Source organism: Microbacterium sp. (genome assembly GCF_035554235.1).
Taxonomy (GTDB): Bacteria; Actinomycetota; Actinomycetes; order Actinomycetales; family Microbacteriaceae; genus Microbacterium.
The window spans coordinates 1-14822 of sequence record NZ_DATMIO010000154.1 but is presented as its reverse complement, the minus strand read 5'-3'; the positions used below and the strand labels follow the sequence as shown (position 1 = coordinate 14822).

Here is a 14822-nt window from a genome sequence, read left to right as displayed (position 1 = left end):
TCAGTCCTTCCGCGGGGCGTCGGGGTCGATGGTGAGATTCAGGCGGTAGACGACCGTCTCGTCGGACCTGTAGGAAAGCTCCCACCGCGGATCGTCCTCGAGGAAGGCCTCGAAGCGGTCGAGGGCGCCGGCGGGCAGCGTGCCGAAGTAGGTGCTGTAGTCGCGCATCTGCTGGGTGATCACCACGAGAGCGGGACGCTGCTCCCACACGAGACTGTCGGTCAGTCGCGTCACGCGCCGGGGATCCGCGAACTCCTCGTCCTCCCACCCGGGCCAGGACGTCAGCCACATGTCGATGCCGCTGTCGAACAGTTCGTTCGCCCGCACGAAGTCGACGTACTCGGCGACGATGCGACCGGGGGCGCCGGGGGCGACGCCGATCGTCAGCGTCGATGGGTCCTCCTCGGAGAGCACCTGGGTCGTGAGCCGCACCGATTCGGGGGTGACCAGGTTCGCGAACCAGCCGCCGTACGACGTCTGGATCGAGGCGAGCGACACCAGCGTGAGCACCGTGGCTGCGCCCAGCTGCGCAGCCCGTCGTCCACGCGAGAAGACACCGCGGAGCATCCTCGTGACCACCGGGGCGACGATCAGCATGCAGCCGGGGATGGAGTAGAGGAAGACCCGGAACAGCGCCTCGCCGCCGTATCCCTGGCCCACGAGGATGAGGGCGGGGGAGAAGGCCACCACGGCGGGCACGAGCGTCTCGCGCCACGCGCTGCGGCGCCGGAACAGCCGAACCGCGATCACGAGACCCGCCGAGACCCAGACCACTCCGGTGATCGCGCGCGCAACCCAGGAGTTGAAGACCTGGCCGACGCTCGGATCCCCCAGCACCTCGTTGCGCGCCGACGGCGTGAGGATGTTGCTCAGGAAGTCGAAGTTCAGCAGTCGCCCGAACTGGCTCACGATGTTGAGATGCATCAGGAGGTAGCCGATGGCGATCACGGCGAAGACGGCGACGAGGTAGCGCGGCCGGACGCGGCCGAGCAGCGTCAGCAGGAGCACCGCGGCGAGCAGCCAGTACGGCGTGAGCTGATGCGTGACGACGATCGCCGTGAAGATCCCGACGGCGACCCACGAGGCGGCTGTGCATCGAGGAGACGCGAGCACGAGCGCGACAACGACGATCCCGAGAGCGAACGCGATGGCCTGCGGCGAGAGATAGTCCTGCCCGACCCAGTTCACGACGTGCGCCCCGAAGGCGGCGACCAGAGCGATCGGCGCCGCGAAGCCGTACGTCCGCGCGAGGAAATACACGGCGGCCGTGAAGGCGAGTTGCGAGCCCACGGCGAACCACTGCGCGATCACGATCGTCTCCGAGCCGGTGATCGTGTTCACCCAGGCGATGAACGAGAAGGCCCCCGGCCAGTTGTGGTAGATGTCGACCGTCACGTCCACGCTGCCGAATCGCTGGATGTAGTCGATCGGTCCGAAGTGCTTGTACGTCCAGGAGTACAGGGGCGCATCCGTCGAGATCGCCGTCGGCAGTCGCATCATGAGCACCGTCGCCACGAGCGACAGCCCGGCTGTGCGTGTCGCCCCGCGCGCGATCGCGATGCAGAACGCGATCGTCACGAGCCCGATCGAGATCGGGAACAGCGGGCTGGCCGCCGGGATGAGCCCGAACAGGTTCCAGGGGGCATCCCGAAGGCTCGGGATGGCGATCGACCATGCGACGATCGCGATCACGAGCACGGACGCGGGCAGGGCCCAACGGCGAGCGGCGGGCGCGGAGATCGCGGACTCCTCCCGCAGCCGTGGGCTCGATGCGGTGACGGTCATGCGCTGCTCCACGATCGGAGTGACACGAGGGCGGCGATGCCGGTCAGTCCGGCCATCGCGAGCAGCGAGAGGTCTGGATTCCACAGTTCTGCGAAGACCAGGCCGGTGGTGACGAGGAGTACCACCGAGATCCCGATCGCCGGGATCACGATCGGCGCGAACCCGGGTGGGAGCACCACCCATGCGCGAAGCAGCGAACCGGGGCCCACGAGGATGAAGATCGCAAGGAACGACAAGGAGAGCCCCGTCGGGATCGGCAAGACGGCCAGCAGGCCGAAGACGCCTGCGACGGCGGCCACCGCTGACCAGCAGCGGCGCTCGAGCTGGTTCCCGCGCGAGGCCGGGCCGGAGAGCGTGCCCGCGGCCCTCTGGTCGCGACGCTCCGCGAAGTAGCTGGACGGTCCGTGCAGGATGCTCCTCAGCTCGAGCCGCCCGACGCCCTTCGCCTGGTGGGACAGCGCGGCCGCAGCCCCCGAATCGTCGACCGTCGTCATCGGCTTGTTGAGGAGCCTCGCGACAGCGCGCGGCGACCGTGCGACGGCCGCTCCCAGCATTCTCGGGTCGAGGACGACGGTCATCGCCCAAGCACCGAAGCCGCGGCCGTACCCCACGGCCTGCGCCTTGAGAGCGTCGAGATCGTCGCGATGGCGGTGCCACACGACTGCGGAAGGGTCCACGACGATCGCCTGACCGTCGTAGAGCACCCGCATGAAGATGTCGAGGTCCTCTCCACCCTTCGTCTGCGTTCCTGCACCCAGTGCGGTGTCGAACCCCCCCATCGCCAGCACGTGGTCTCGTCGAACCGCGAAGTTCGCGCCCGTGCCGAACTCACCCACGCAGAACGGGAACATCGGCAGATCGGCCGGCGGCTCGCTGAGGCGGAACACTCGAGCGCTCGTCAGCTTGGACCAGCTCACCCGGGCATCGAAGTAGGCCTGGACGTCGTTGCGCAGCTCCCCGCTCGGGACGACCCCGCTTACGCAGCCGACGTCGTCAGCGCGGGCGAACCCGGCAGCCAGCGCCCAGACCCATTGCGGGTCGACGACCACATCGTCGTCGGTGAAGGCGACGATGGACGCGGATGCTGCGCGCAGTCCGGCATTGCGCGCGTGGGAGAGTCCGGGGGCGTCTTCGCGCACGTAGCGGAAGTCCGGGTACTCGTCGGCGAGCAGGTCGCGCGTCTCGGCCGTCGCCGGCGCGTTGTCGACGACGACCACTTCGAGCAGAGTGCGGGGGTAGTCCAACGCTCGGATCGCGTCGAGCGACTCGCGCAGCAGCTCTGCCCGGTCTCTGGTGCATACGACGACGGAGATCGGGCGCGGCGCCAGCCGGACAGCGGGCGGCACCGCGGGCAGTGCCTCGACCGCCTCGATCAGGTCGACGGCGTGGATCTCGCCATCCGTCACAGGCAGGGTGACGTACCCGCGGACCGATCCGCGATCGCGGACGAGGAGTCGGGCACGGTCGAACTGATCGCCCGCTTCGAGCGCGACGTTTCCGGTCGCCGAGACCGCCTCGGCGGCATCGATCCCACCCACCCATGTGGCGGCATCGCGGTCGACGGCGCCGTGCAGGGGCATCGCGAGGGGGATGGAGAGAGTCGTCACGCGGCAATCCCTTCAACGGCGGTGAGACGGAAACGGATGCGGTGCGCCCGACGCAGTCCGACCGCTCCGACGATGGCGAGCGCCAGAGCGCCGCATGCGACAGACAAGGCGGCACCGAGCGCGCCGAAACGGGGGACGAGCGCGATGACCACGCCCAACACGATCACGACGTAAAGGGCGTTGCCGAGCAGCACGGGCATCACTCGCTGCCGTGCCCGGGAGAGGGCCGACCACAGGTCGTAACCCGGGCGGATGGCGCTCGCCGCTGCGAGCGCCCCGACCACCGCCATCCCGTAGAACGGAGGGTAGCCGCGTCCGAGCATCAGGAACATCAGGGGCGTCACGAGGGTCGCCGCCAGCCCCATGGCGAGGACGACGGCGAAGATCTTCCACGCGTAGCCGGGCGCGAGCTCAGCGCTCCGGTCGAACTGCGTCGCCGCGCTTCGGGCCAATGCGGTCGCCACTCCGACGCCCAGCAGGTCGAGCGCCGTGCCGAACTGGAACGCGATCGCGAAGATCGCGCCCTCGGCGGGGGAGGCGAGGATCGTCACCGCGAACGAGAGGGACAGCCCGACGCAGAGCACCAGGCCGACCGCCGCGGTGTTCTGGACGGCGAACACTCGGAACGAGCGCCCCAGAGCGGCATCCCACTCGCGAGCGGGCGAAGCGATCGCGTCTTGGCGCCGAAGGGCGCGGGGGATCAGGAACGCGACGCTCGCGATCACCGCGGCGGCGGCCGGCAGGATCGTGGCCACCGCCAGGGCATGCGGCATCCACAGCAACGGCAGGGCGAACGCGCACAGCAGGGCCACCTTGACGAGGTTCGCCGAGCCGTTCACGAGCAGCGTCGCCCGCGCGTCGCCCGCGCCCACGAGGGCGAGGGTCTGCGTGTTGAACATCGCCCACACGGTCGTGCACGCCGTCGTCAGCGCGATCACAGCGGGTGCCGGCATCCCCGTCGGCAGCAGAGTCGCCACGACGATGCCCGCTCCCGCCCCGAGAAGCGCGGCGATCGACACCGTGGTGACGTATCCGCGCAGCAGCACGGCTCGCGCCGCGCGGCCCCCGAGCGGGAGCATCACGACCAGCGCGCTGCCCGGCCCGTTGGAGGCGAGCGCCGCCGCCGCCATCACGACCGAGAGGATCGACGCACTGATGCCGAGCTCCGTCTGCGGGATCCACAGAGCTGCGAGCACCCAGAACACAAAACCCGAGCCCGCCGTCACGGCGTAGCCGGAGAACAGCCACAGTGAGTCCCGCGTGATGCGCCGGCGCACTCCCGCCGCCGCGCCGAGGTCCGCCGGCGGGGCGAGGCGTGCGGTGTGCGTCATGTCGGCACCCGTTCTGCGAGCGGTGCGCGCGGGGGTCCGACCCGGACGGTGGCCACGCGCCCGCGTGCGTATCCGGCAGCGGCCGCCCCGACGGACAGCACGATCGCCGCCGCGGCGAGCAGTCCGCGCCTGCCGCGGCGGATCTCGCGCCACACCCCCGCGGGCAGGACGCGCGTCGCGTATGTGGACTCCGCGGCGAGAGCGTCGCGTTGTCCGACGGTCCGGCTGATCGCCGCCTTCGACAGCCCTTCGCACCAGCTGCGATGAATGACGTACGACATGCGCACCCGATCGGCGCTCACGTGGTGTCGCACACGAGCGGAAGGGGCGTACAGCACCACGCGCGACGCGTCGGCATGGCTCAGCCGGATGCAGACCTCGGTCTCTTCGCAGCCGATGGGAAGCGCGCCGACTCGCCCGGTGTCGGGGTTGAAGCCGCCGACAGCTATCAGCGGATCGCGCCGGAATGCCATCGAGCACCCCATCACGTTGCGGATCGGACCCGGCTCGACGGGCAGGCCGCGGTAGCTGCATCCCACGATCCACAGCAACTCGTCCGGAAGGACTGCGGGTGCCTCCCCAGGCCAGATCGGAACAGCGCTTCCGCCCACCGCGACGACCGAGTCGTCGGCGAAGGGCGCGACCAGGGTCTCCAGCCACCCCGGGTCGGCCACCGCGTCGTCGTCGAGGAACGCGACGACAGCGCCCGTGGCGATCTCGAGTGCGGTGTTGCGGCCCGCCGACAGGCCCTGCGGGCCGGCGTTCTGCACGACGGTGATCTCCGGCCACCGTGCCAGGGAACGCTCGTAGAGCGCGTCGTTGTGGTCGATCACCAGGATCGTCTCGTGGGCGGGCTCCTGAACGCGCACGGAGTCGACCGCCTTGACGAGTTGATCCCAGCGGTTCAGCGTGTAGGCGCAGATGACAACGCTGACCGACATCGTCAGCCGATCGCGCCGAAGGGTTCCTCGACCCGCGCCGGCGCCGGTGACGGGGGCGTCATGACCGCGCGCTCCTGCACCGGGGCGAACGTGGGACGCGAAACGCGCCGACGACCCCATCGGTTCATGCGCTCGTCCAGGACCGTCCGCAGCACGCGGAGGCCGTCGCTGACGGCGTTGAGGTTGCTCTCGCCGTGGATGCGGAGCAGTTCGACGCTCGGAACCTCGACGACGTTGAGGCGGTTCTCCGCGAACCGGCAGTTCAGCAGCGTCTCGATCTCGAAACCATCGCCCCAGAGCATCTGCCCGTCGGCGCCCGGAATATCGGCAGCGGGCAGGTCGAGCGACGGCAGGATGCGCCGCCAGAACGCGTTGTATCCGTAGCACAGGTCGGAATATCGGGTGCCCAGCAGCACGTTCGTCAGTCCGTTGAGGAGGCGATTGCCGAGCTGCCGGTGGAAGGTGATGTCTTCGCTGGACCCGCCGTCCATGAACCGGCTGCCCTTGCTCACGTCGGCCCCGCCGATGAGCGCATCGATGAAGCGGGGAATTTCCTCCGCGTCGGCCGATCCGTCCGCGTCGAACATCACGATGATGTCTCCCGTGGCACGCTCGAACCCGCACACGAGCGCATTGCCCTTCCCCTTGCGGGTCTGGGTGATCACGTCGACGGAGGGGCGAACGCGGCGTGCGACTTCTGGCGTGCCGTCTACGGAATGACCGTCGACCACGATGATCTCGTGGACGTCGGGGAGGAGAGGCAGGACGATCTCGAGGTTCTTCGCCTCGTTGCGTGCGGGAACGATGATGGAGACGGTGGGCTGGCGGGGAGCGGTGGGAAGCACGGAAATGCCTTTCCTTTGGGAGAGGAGGACAAGCGATTGCATTTCTGATCTGCACGCGCTGACCGGACCCGCCAGCGCGACGATGCGGTCTTGCGGAGACATCCGTTACTTTGCGAATCATCTCTCGTGAAGGTGTCCGTGAAGTGGGGGGACCGTTTTCCCGATGTCTCTGCTCTGAGCGTGGTGGGCCCGTGTTACTGCGGCATGAACAGCGCGGCAGGATCGCGTTAACTGGCCCGATTTCCTGTCCCCTCTTCGGAGGACAGGTGCCGGGGACCGGCAGACTTTGTCCCCTGTTCGGTGGACACGGTGCCCCATGGGCGGGCAGAATGGACGTGCGCGCACTTCCGGAACCGCGCACTCGATCGAACTCCGGAATCGGCGAACGGCCCAGGGAGGGGAGATCATGGGAATCTCTCGCAAGCCCGCTCCGCAGTCATCCGACCTGTGCGAGTGCGGCCACATGCGCGAAGCGCACGAGCATTATCGTCGTGGCACGGAATGCTCGATCTGCGACATCCGGGAGTGCTCCTCGTTCACGATGGTCTCGGTTCCGGAATACTCCAAGACGCACTGACTCCTAGACTTGACCCTCGTGGTCACACGTCTCTCGCACTACTTCCTCCGCACCCTCCGCGAAGACCCGGCTGACGCCGAAGTCACCTCGCACCGACTGCTCGTCCGCGCCGGCTACATCCGCCGGCAGGCACCGGGGGTCTTCGCGTGGCTGCCGCTGGGCCTGAAGGTCAAGGGCAGGATCGAGGCGATCATCCGCGAAGAGATGACCAGCGCGGGTGCCTATGAGGTGCACTTCCCGGCGCTGCTGCCGCGCGAGCCCTACGAGCTGACCGGGCGATGGGAGGAGTATGGCGACGGCATCTTCCGCCTCAAGGACCGGAAGGATGCCGACTACCTCCTCGCCCCCACGCACGAAGAGGTCTTCACTCTGCTCGTGAAGGACCTCTACAACTCCTACAAGGATCTGCCGCTCGCGATCTACCAGATCCAGGACAAGTACCGCGACGAGGCGCGCCCCCGCGCGGGCCTCCTGCGCGGCCGCGAGTTCACGATGAAGGACGCCTACTCGTTCGACTACACCGACGAGGGGCTGGATGCCTCGTACCAGGCGCAGCGCGACGCGTACGAGCGGATCTTCGCGCGGCTGGGGCTCGAGTACGTCATCGTGCAGGCGGATGCCGGTGCGATGGGCGGCTCGCGGAGCGAGGAGTTCCTGCATCCGACCGCGATCGGCGAAGACACCTTCGTGCGCTCGGACGGCGGCTACGCCGCCAACGTGGAGGCGTTCACGACCGTGTCGCCGGATCCGATCCCTCTCGAGGGGCTGCCCGGTCCCGTCATCTTCGATTCGCCGGGCACGCCCACGATCGCGACGCTCGTCGCCCACGCCAACGCCCACCTCGACGACCCTGCCCCCGGCATCGCCGGCCCGGCCACGCAGAACGCCCGGGAATGGACGGCGGCGCACACCCTCAAGAACGTCGTACTCGCGCTCACGCACCTCGACGGCACCCGCGAACTGGTGATCGTCGGCGTTCCCGGCGATCGCGACATCGATGACAAGCGCGTCGAGGTGGCGTTCGCGCCCGCGGTGGTGGAGCAGGCCACCGACGCCGACTTCGAGCGCCACCCCCTGCTGGTCAAGGGCTACATCGGACCGTGGTCGCCGACCGGTGCCATCCTGGGCGAGGACTCGGCCACCGGCATCCGGTTCCTGCTCGACCCGCGCGTCGTCGACGGCACCGCGTGGATCACGGGCGCGAACGCCGACGAGAAGCACGTGCACTCGCTGGTGGCCGGTCGCGACTTCTTCGCGGACGGCTTCGTCGAGGTCGCCACCGTGCGGGCGGGCGATCCCGCACCGGACGGCTCCGGTCCCGTCGAACTCGCGCGCGGAATGGAGATCGGTCACGTCTTCCAGCTCGGCCGCAAGTACGCGGAGGCGCTGGGACTGAAGGTGCTCGACGAGAACGGCAAGCTCGTGACGGTCACGATGGGGTCGTACGGCATCGGCGTGACCCGCATCCTCGCCAACATCGCCGAGCTCAACAACGACGAGAAGGGCCTCATCTGGCCCGAATCGGTAGCGCCGTTCGATGTGCACGTGGTCGCGACGGGGAGGGATGCCGTGGCGTTCGAGGTCGCCGAGCAGCTCTCGGCCGGCCTCGATGCGGCGGGGCTCGACGTGCTCTACGACGACCGCCCGAAGGTGTCTCCCGGCGTCAAGTTCGGCGACGCCGAACTCGTCGGGGTTCCGCAGATCGTGATCGTCGGGCGCGGCGCGCCCGACGGCGAGGTCGAGCTCTGGGACCGCCGCTCGGGCGACCGCGAGGTCGTCTCGGTCGCGGCCGCGCTCGACAAGCTCACCCGCTGAGGCGGCCGGAACGCGGCATTCGTGTTCGCGTTGCCGCCCGTTCACCTCGGCGTCGGCGGCGGGACGTTCCGGGCGACCACGATCGACGAACAGTCGAGAGTGAGGATGCTTCAATGAGCCTGATCGAGGACCGCACCGCGTTGCCCGTCGTGGACTACGCACGAGGCAAGCGCTCGCCGGTAACCTGCCGACTGAAGTGCGCCGATGCCTGCTCGGGGCCGGAATGCAACCAGTCCGACAACCCGACCTTCCGCTCGCTGGCGTCCGCTGCGCTCTCTCGCCGCGCGCTGCTCGGGTTCGGTGCGGCGGCCGCGGTGACGATCGCGGCCGGGGGCGTTCGCAGTGCCCCCGTCTCGGGTGCCGTCGCAGCCGGTCCCGGTGCCTCGTTCGGCGGAGGCGCCACCACCGGCCTGCCGTTCTCGGCGATCGCGCCCGTCGACTCCGCACTCGACACGTTCGTCGTTCCTCCGGGCTATCAGTGGCAGGCGCTCGTGCGGTGGGGCGACCCCCTCTTCAGCGACGCGCCGGTGTTCTCGCTCGCCGCGCAGTCGCCGTCGGCGCAGGCGCGCCAGTTCGGCTACAACAACGACTACCTCGATGTGATCGCCGACCGGGGCGGCCTCAGCGGCGTGCTCGTCACGAACCACGAGTACGTCAACCCCGGCATCATGTTCCCGCCGTCCACGGACCCCGCCGAGCTTCGCCGTCGTGGCGACGTCTACAAGGCGGCGCAGGGCATGTCCGTCGTCGAGGTCGTGCGCGACCGCGTCGGGGGGCCCTGGCGGATCGTCGTCGGGGGAAGGCGCAACCGCCGCATCACCGTGGAGACGAGCTTCGAGATCACCGGCCCGGCCGCCGGCACGGCGCTGATGAAGACGGATGCCGATGCCACCGGCCGGGCGGTTCTCGGCACGCTCGGAAACTGCGCCGGCGGCACGACCCCGTGGGGCACCGTGCTGTCGGGCGAAGAGAACTTCGACGGGTACTTCGCGTGGGCGGCCGATACCGACGGCCAGAAGCGCTACCGCGCCACGTCCTCCACCTCGACCTCCACTGGCTGGGAAACGTACGACCCCCGCTTCGACGCGCACAACCCCGGCTTCGTCAACGAGCCCAACCGGTTCGGCTACATCGTCGAGGTCGACCCCCAGGACCCGAACTCGGTGCCGACGAAGCACACGGCCATGGGCCGGTTCAAGCACGAGGGCGCCAACGTCCACATCGCCCAGGACGGCCGGGTCGTCGCGTACATGGGCGACGACGAGCGCGGCGACTATCTGTACAAGTTCGTCTCGAAGCACAAGTACAACCCGAAGGACAACCCGGGCGCGCGAAAGCAGAACCTGCGCCTGCTCTCGGAGGGCGACCTGTTCGTGGCACGGTTCTCGGGCGACTCGCCGGCGGCGGAGATCACCGGGACCGGCGCGCTCCCCTCCGACGGCGCATTCGACGGCACCGGCCAGTGGATCGCCCTGACCCGCAACGGCAAGAGCGTCGTGCCGGGGATGAGCATCGAAGAGGTGCTCGTCTTCACCCGGCTCGCCGCCGACAAGGCGGGGGCGACGAAGATGGACCGCTGCGAGGACGTCGAGCCGCATCCGCAGACCGGCGTCGTCTACGTGGCGTGCACGAACAACACGAACCGCGGCGTCGGGTACCCGGTCGATGAGGCCAACCCGCGTTCGGTGAACCGCGACGGTCACGTGATCGAGCTGACCGAGACCGACGGTCAGGCGGGAACGCGCTTCGGCTGGAGCATCCTGCTGCTCTGCGGTGACCCCGCAAGCCCGACATCCACCTACTTCGCTGGGTTCCCCAAGGAGCAGGTGTCGCCGATCTCGTGCCCCGACAACGTGGCGTTCGACTCCGAGGGCAACCTCTGGATCTCCACCGACGGCGCGCCCTCGACCATCCGCAAGAACGACGGCCTTTTCAAGGTGCCGCTCGCGGGCGCCGAGCGCGGGCATGTGCAGCAGTTCCTCTCGGTGCCGCGCGACGCGGAGACCTGCGGGCCGGTGCTGCGCGCCGAGGAGGGAATGGTCTTCGTGGCCGTGCAGCACCCCGGTGAGAACGGATCGCTGGCGGCGCCCACGTCGCTCTTCCCGGACTACGGCTCCACGGCACCCGGCGCCGTGGCCGCGCCGCGTCCCTCGGTCGTGCAGGTCTGGCGCGGCTGAGAGCCCAGCGCGTCGGCCTCGCCCGGCATCCCTGAACCTCACGGGGCGCGCGCATCCGTGCGTCCGAGTCCACGTCGAGAGCCCACGTCCATAGGATGGCTCGGATGACGTCGGCGCCTCGTTCACCCGCACGGCAGTCGCGGTGGGAGCGTCCGCTGCGACTCGTCGAGCGAGCACCCGGGCGGGTCGCGTTCCTCATCGGCGCCGCACTCGCCCTCCTCGGCGTGTTCATCGTGACGCGGCCCCTCACGTCGCTGTGGGTACTGGGCGTGTATGTCGGGCTGAGCGCCATCCTCACGGGCATCGTCGATCTCGGGGACGGGCGGCGGACTCCGCTCTGGTGGAACCGGGTCGCCAGTGCCGTGTGGATCGTCGGCGGCCTCGTCATCCTGATCTGGCTGGGCCGAAGCCTCGAACTGCTGCCCGATGCGCTCGCCGTCCTTCTCGTGTTCAGCGGGATCGGGTCGCTGACGGGGGTGGCCCGGGGCCGGGCCAGCGAACGCGTGCTGGCTGTCGCCGCCGGGGTGAGCCAGATCGCCTTCGGCGCGCTCGCACTGCTGTGGCCCGACGTGACGCTGCTCATCGTCGCGGTGCTCTTCGGGGTGCGCACGATCATCTCCGGGGTCGCCCTCGCGTGGCGCTCGGCCGGTCGCGTGTGGGGTCGGCCGCCCGCCGCGGTGAGCGACATGGAACCGTTGCCGCGGCGGCGCATCTGGGGCGACATCGCCCGCTATGCCGCGGCCGTGCTGCTCGTCGCGATCGCCTCATCGGCGTGGGCGCTCAACGGCTGGCTCGCGGATGGCGCGCCCGTCGTCGACGCCTTCTACGAACCGCCGCGCACCGTGCCGCTGCAACCGGGAGCGCTCATCCGCGTGGGCGACTACGCCGGCCGTTCGCCCTCGGGCGGCGATGTGCGGCGCATCCTCTACACCACCACAGACACCTTCGGCCGCGACGCCGTCGCGAGCGCGCTCGTCATCGTTCCCACCGACCCCCCGCCGGGGCCGCGGCCCGTCATCTCCTGGAATCACGGCACCACCGGGGTGGCGCGCGGCTGCGCGCCGAGCCTCATGGACGGCTCGGCGACCAAGTGGGCGATTCCTGCCGTCGAGGAGGCCCTCGCACGCGGGTGGGTCGTCGTCGGCACCGACTACAGCGGCCAGGGGACGGCGGGGGACTTCCCCTACCTGATCGGTCCCGGCGAGGCCCGCTCCAGCATCGACGCCGTACGTGCCGCCCGCGAGATCGACGATCTGGCGCTCTCGGATGACATCGTCGCCTGGGGACACTCGCAGGGCGGGCACGCCGCGCTGTGGACCGAGCCGGTGGCGGCGGACTACGCGCCCGACCTCAGGATCCGCGGGACCGCGGCACTCGCTCCGGTCGCCGATCCGCTCGCGGTCGCCGGCGAGCTCACCCGGGCGGATGCCTCGACGGAACTGTCGATCCTGATCTCCTGGGTGCTCGTGCCATACGCCGATCTGTATCCCGACGTGAACCTCGAGGACTACGTCGCCACCTCGGGACGGGCGATCGTGCGGGAGATGACTCAGCGCTGCCTGTCGGAGCCCGGCCTGCTGCTCTCCGCGATCACCTCGCTCGGCGTCTCCGCCGACAGGCCGCTCTACCCCGCCGACCTGACGAGCGGCGCCCTCGGGCGACGGCTCGCCCAGAACGTCCCCCAGGGACCATGGGAGGCGCCGCTCCTGATCGCCTGGGGGCGGGAGGACGAGGTCATCCCTCCGCACGTCACCCGCGAATACGTGGCGACGCTCTGCGAGGGCGAGACGGCGGTGCGATGGATACCCTACGACGCCACCGACCACCGCGGCATCCTGATGCCGGAATCCCGCTTCCTCTCGACGCTGATCCGGTGGACGGAGGACCGGTTCGCCCGAAACGACGAGGGCACCGACTTCTGCCGTCGTTCCTGAGCGTTCGCATGCCCCAGCAGCGACCGGGGTTCGGGTATCGTGGGTCGATACGCCTGCGACGTGATCGCGGGCGACAGAGCTGAATAGAGGAGGCCGCGATGGACATCGACCTGGGGCTGCTGCGCACGATCGAGCGCGAGAAGGAAATCCCGTTCGACGAGTTGGTCGCCATCATCGAGCAGGCCATCCTCACGGCGTACGGCAAGCACACGACCGCGACCGGCGACCTGCCCGCGGGTGCGCGCGCGGTGCTCGACCGCAAGACCGGCCACGTCGCCGTCTTCCTGCCGCTGGCCGACGAAGAGGGCGCCATCATCGGCGAGGAGGAGACCACCCCCGACGATTTCGGGCGCATCGCCGCCTTCGCGGCCAAGCAGGTCATCAGCCAGCGCTTGCGCGACATCGCCGATGACGCCGTCCTGGGCGAGTTCCGCGGCAAGGAGGGCGACATCGTCGCCGGTGTCGTGCAGCAGGGTCCGAACCCCCGCATGATCCACGTCGACCTCGGTTCGATCGAGGCGATCCTGCCTCCCGAGGAGCAGGTGCCGAGCGAGGACTACACGCACGGTTCGCGGCTGCGCGTCTACGTGACGAGCGTCGGGAAGGGCACCAAGGGTCCGCAGATCACGGTGTCCCGCACACACCCCGGCCTCGTTCGCAAGCTCTTCGCGCTCGAGGTGCCGGAGATCGCATCGGGGCTCGTCGAGATCGTCTCGCTCGCGCGAGAAGCCGGTCACCGGACCAAGATCGCCGTCAAGGCCAACGACCCCTCGATCAACGCCAAGGGTGCGTGCATCGGGGAGCTCGGCCGGCGCGTGCGCGCGGTCACCGAGGAGCTCAGCGGCGAGAAGATCGACATCGTCGACTACGACCCGGATCTGCCGCGGTTCGTCGCCAACGCGCTGTCTCCGGCGAAGGTGACGAGCGCGTTCGTGCTGGATGCCTCGGTCAAGGCCGTGCGCGCCCTCGTGCCCGACTACCAGTTGTCGCTGGCCATCGGCAAGGAGGGCCAGAACGCCCGCCTGGCGGCCAAGCTCACCGGCGCGAAGATCGACATCCAGCCCGACAGCATCCTTGAGTCGTAGCGGATCAATGCGGCGAAGCCGCGTTGATGCGCTACGACTCAAGATCGAGTAGCGAGCGCCAGCGAGCGTATCGAGATCTCTCCTGCCGCCTCATCGAGGCGCGGCAGGCCCACAGGCGGGAGGTGTACCATGGACCCCGTACGGACGTGCGTCGGTTGTCGCGCGCGTGCTTCCCGGTCCGACCTCCTGAGGGTGGTCGCGGTGGATTCTCTCCTTGTCATCGATGAGCGAAAGATCCTGCCCGGGCGGGGCGCGTGGGTGCATCCACACGCCGAGTGCGTGGATGCCGCCATCCGGCGCCGCGCCTTCGTGCGAGCATTGCGTGTGTCGGGCCAGCTCGACATGCAGACCTTCACCCAGACCTTCACGAAAAGGCTGAACGGCTATGGAAACAAAGTGAACGGCTCGAAATGAGACCCGTCCTCGATTGAGGTCTGCCCTGCCTGGGTGGACCAACCCAGACAGGAGAATTGTGGCTGCCAAACCACGCGTACACGAGATCGCTTCCGAACTCGGCGTAGACAGCAAGATCGCACTTGCAAAGCTCAAGGAGCTCGGCGAATTCGTCAAGAGCCCCTCATCGACCATCGAGCCCCCCGTGGCTCGCAAGCTCCGTGCGGCCCTCGAGGCCGACGGAGCCGGCTCGCCGGCGGCAGCGCCGGCCGCAGCCCCCGCATCGAGCGGCGCATCGCGTCCCGCAGCGGCCCGTCCGGGCGCGGCGCGTC

11 protein-coding genes are annotated in these 14822 nt (G+C 69.3%); 6 read left to right on the top strand and 5 right to left on the bottom strand.

What is annotated here, in order from left to right:
* From VNT50_RS08050 to VNT50_RS08030, 5 genes are read right to left on the bottom strand one after another with little or no spacing between them, the layout of a single operon-like run.
* Positions 1-1785 carry a hypothetical protein gene (locus VNT50_RS08050; protein WP_325484594.1) on the bottom strand — a complete coding sequence of 595 codons (1785 nt, stop codon included), beginning with the start codon at positions 1783-1785 and terminating at the stop codon, positions 1-3.
* Positions 1782-3392 (bottom strand): glycosyltransferase family 2 protein, encoded by a 1611-nt coding sequence (locus tag VNT50_RS08045; RefSeq protein WP_325484593.1) that lies wholly within the window; start codon positions 3390-3392, stop codon positions 1782-1784. The genes VNT50_RS08050 and VNT50_RS08045 overlap by 4 nt, the downstream gene beginning before the upstream one ends.
* Positions 3389-4723: a lipopolysaccharide biosynthesis protein gene (locus VNT50_RS08040; RefSeq protein ID WP_325484592.1), complete on the bottom strand. Its 1335-nt coding sequence runs from the start codon at positions 4721-4723 to the stop codon at positions 3389-3391. Before VNT50_RS08040 ends, VNT50_RS08045 begins: the two co-directional genes overlap by 4 nt.
* Positions 4720-5664: a glycosyltransferase family 2 protein gene (locus VNT50_RS08035; protein ID WP_325484591.1), complete on the bottom strand. Its 945-nt coding sequence runs from the start codon at positions 5662-5664 to the stop codon at positions 4720-4722. The genes VNT50_RS08040 and VNT50_RS08035 overlap by 4 nt, the downstream gene beginning before the upstream one ends.
* 2 nt (positions 5665-5666) lie before the next feature.
* Positions 5667-6509: a glycosyltransferase family 2 protein gene (locus VNT50_RS08030; RefSeq protein ID WP_325484590.1), complete on the bottom strand. Its 843-nt coding sequence runs from the start codon at positions 6507-6509 to the stop codon at positions 5667-5669.
* 595 nt (positions 6510-7104) lie between these two features.
* Between VNT50_RS08030 and VNT50_RS08025 the strand changes: the two genes are divergently transcribed.
* The 6 genes from VNT50_RS08025 to VNT50_RS08000 form a co-directional block, all read left to right on the top strand.
* Positions 7105-8901, top strand: coding sequence for a proline--tRNA ligase (locus VNT50_RS08025; protein ID WP_325484589.1), 1797 nt, complete (start codon positions 7105-7107; stop codon positions 8899-8901).
* Positions 8902-9014: 113 nt separating this feature from the next.
* On the top strand, positions 9015-11078 hold the full coding sequence (locus VNT50_RS08020) for a PhoX family protein (RefSeq protein ID WP_325484588.1): 2064 nt from the start codon (positions 9015-9017) through the stop codon (positions 11076-11078).
* 104 nt (positions 11079-11182) lie between these two features.
* Entirely contained in the window at positions 11183-13012 is a 1830-nt protein-coding gene (locus tag VNT50_RS08015) for a lipase family protein (RefSeq protein WP_325484587.1), read from the top strand.
* A 98-nt stretch (positions 13013-13110) separates the two neighbouring features.
* Positions 13111-14097, top strand: coding sequence for a transcription termination factor NusA (gene nusA / locus VNT50_RS08010; RefSeq protein ID WP_325484586.1), 987 nt, complete (start codon positions 13111-13113; stop codon positions 14095-14097).
* A gap of 129 nt (positions 14098-14226) precedes the next feature.
* Positions 14227-14511 carry a YlxR family protein gene (locus VNT50_RS08005; RefSeq protein WP_325484585.1) on the top strand — a complete coding sequence of 95 codons (285 nt, stop codon included), beginning with the start codon at positions 14227-14229 and terminating at the stop codon, positions 14509-14511.
* A 58-nt stretch (positions 14512-14569) separates the two neighbouring features.
* A partial coding sequence (locus VNT50_RS08000) for a translation initiation factor IF-2 N-terminal domain-containing protein (protein ID WP_325484584.1) occupies positions 14570-14822 on the top strand: 253 nt, incomplete at its 3' end.

Bases quoted from the DNA above. Each gene is read 5' to 3' on its own strand.
- VNT50_RS08005 (WP_325484585.1), top strand. From the start codon at position 14,227: ATGGACCCCGTACGGACGTGCGTCGGTTGTCGCGCGCGTGCTTCCCGG.
- VNT50_RS08040 (WP_325484592.1), bottom strand. From the start codon at position 4,723: ATGACGCACACCGCACGCCTCGCCCCGCCGGCGGACCTCGGCGCGGCG.
- nusA (WP_325484586.1), top strand. From the start codon at position 13,111: ATGGACATCGACCTGGGGCTGCTGCGCACGATCGAGCGCGAGAAGGAA.
- VNT50_RS08050 (WP_325484594.1), bottom strand. From the start codon at position 1,785: ATGACCGTCACCGCATCGAGCCCACGGCTGCGGGAGGAGTCCGCGATC.
- VNT50_RS08015 (WP_325484587.1), top strand. From the start codon at position 11,183: ATGACGTCGGCGCCTCGTTCACCCGCACGGCAGTCGCGGTGGGAGCGT.
- VNT50_RS08020 (WP_325484588.1), top strand. From the start codon at position 9,015: ATGAGCCTGATCGAGGACCGCACCGCGTTGCCCGTCGTGGACTACGCA.
- VNT50_RS08035 (WP_325484591.1), bottom strand. From the start codon at position 5,664: ATGTCGGTCAGCGTTGTCATCTGCGCCTACACGCTGAACCGCTGGGAT.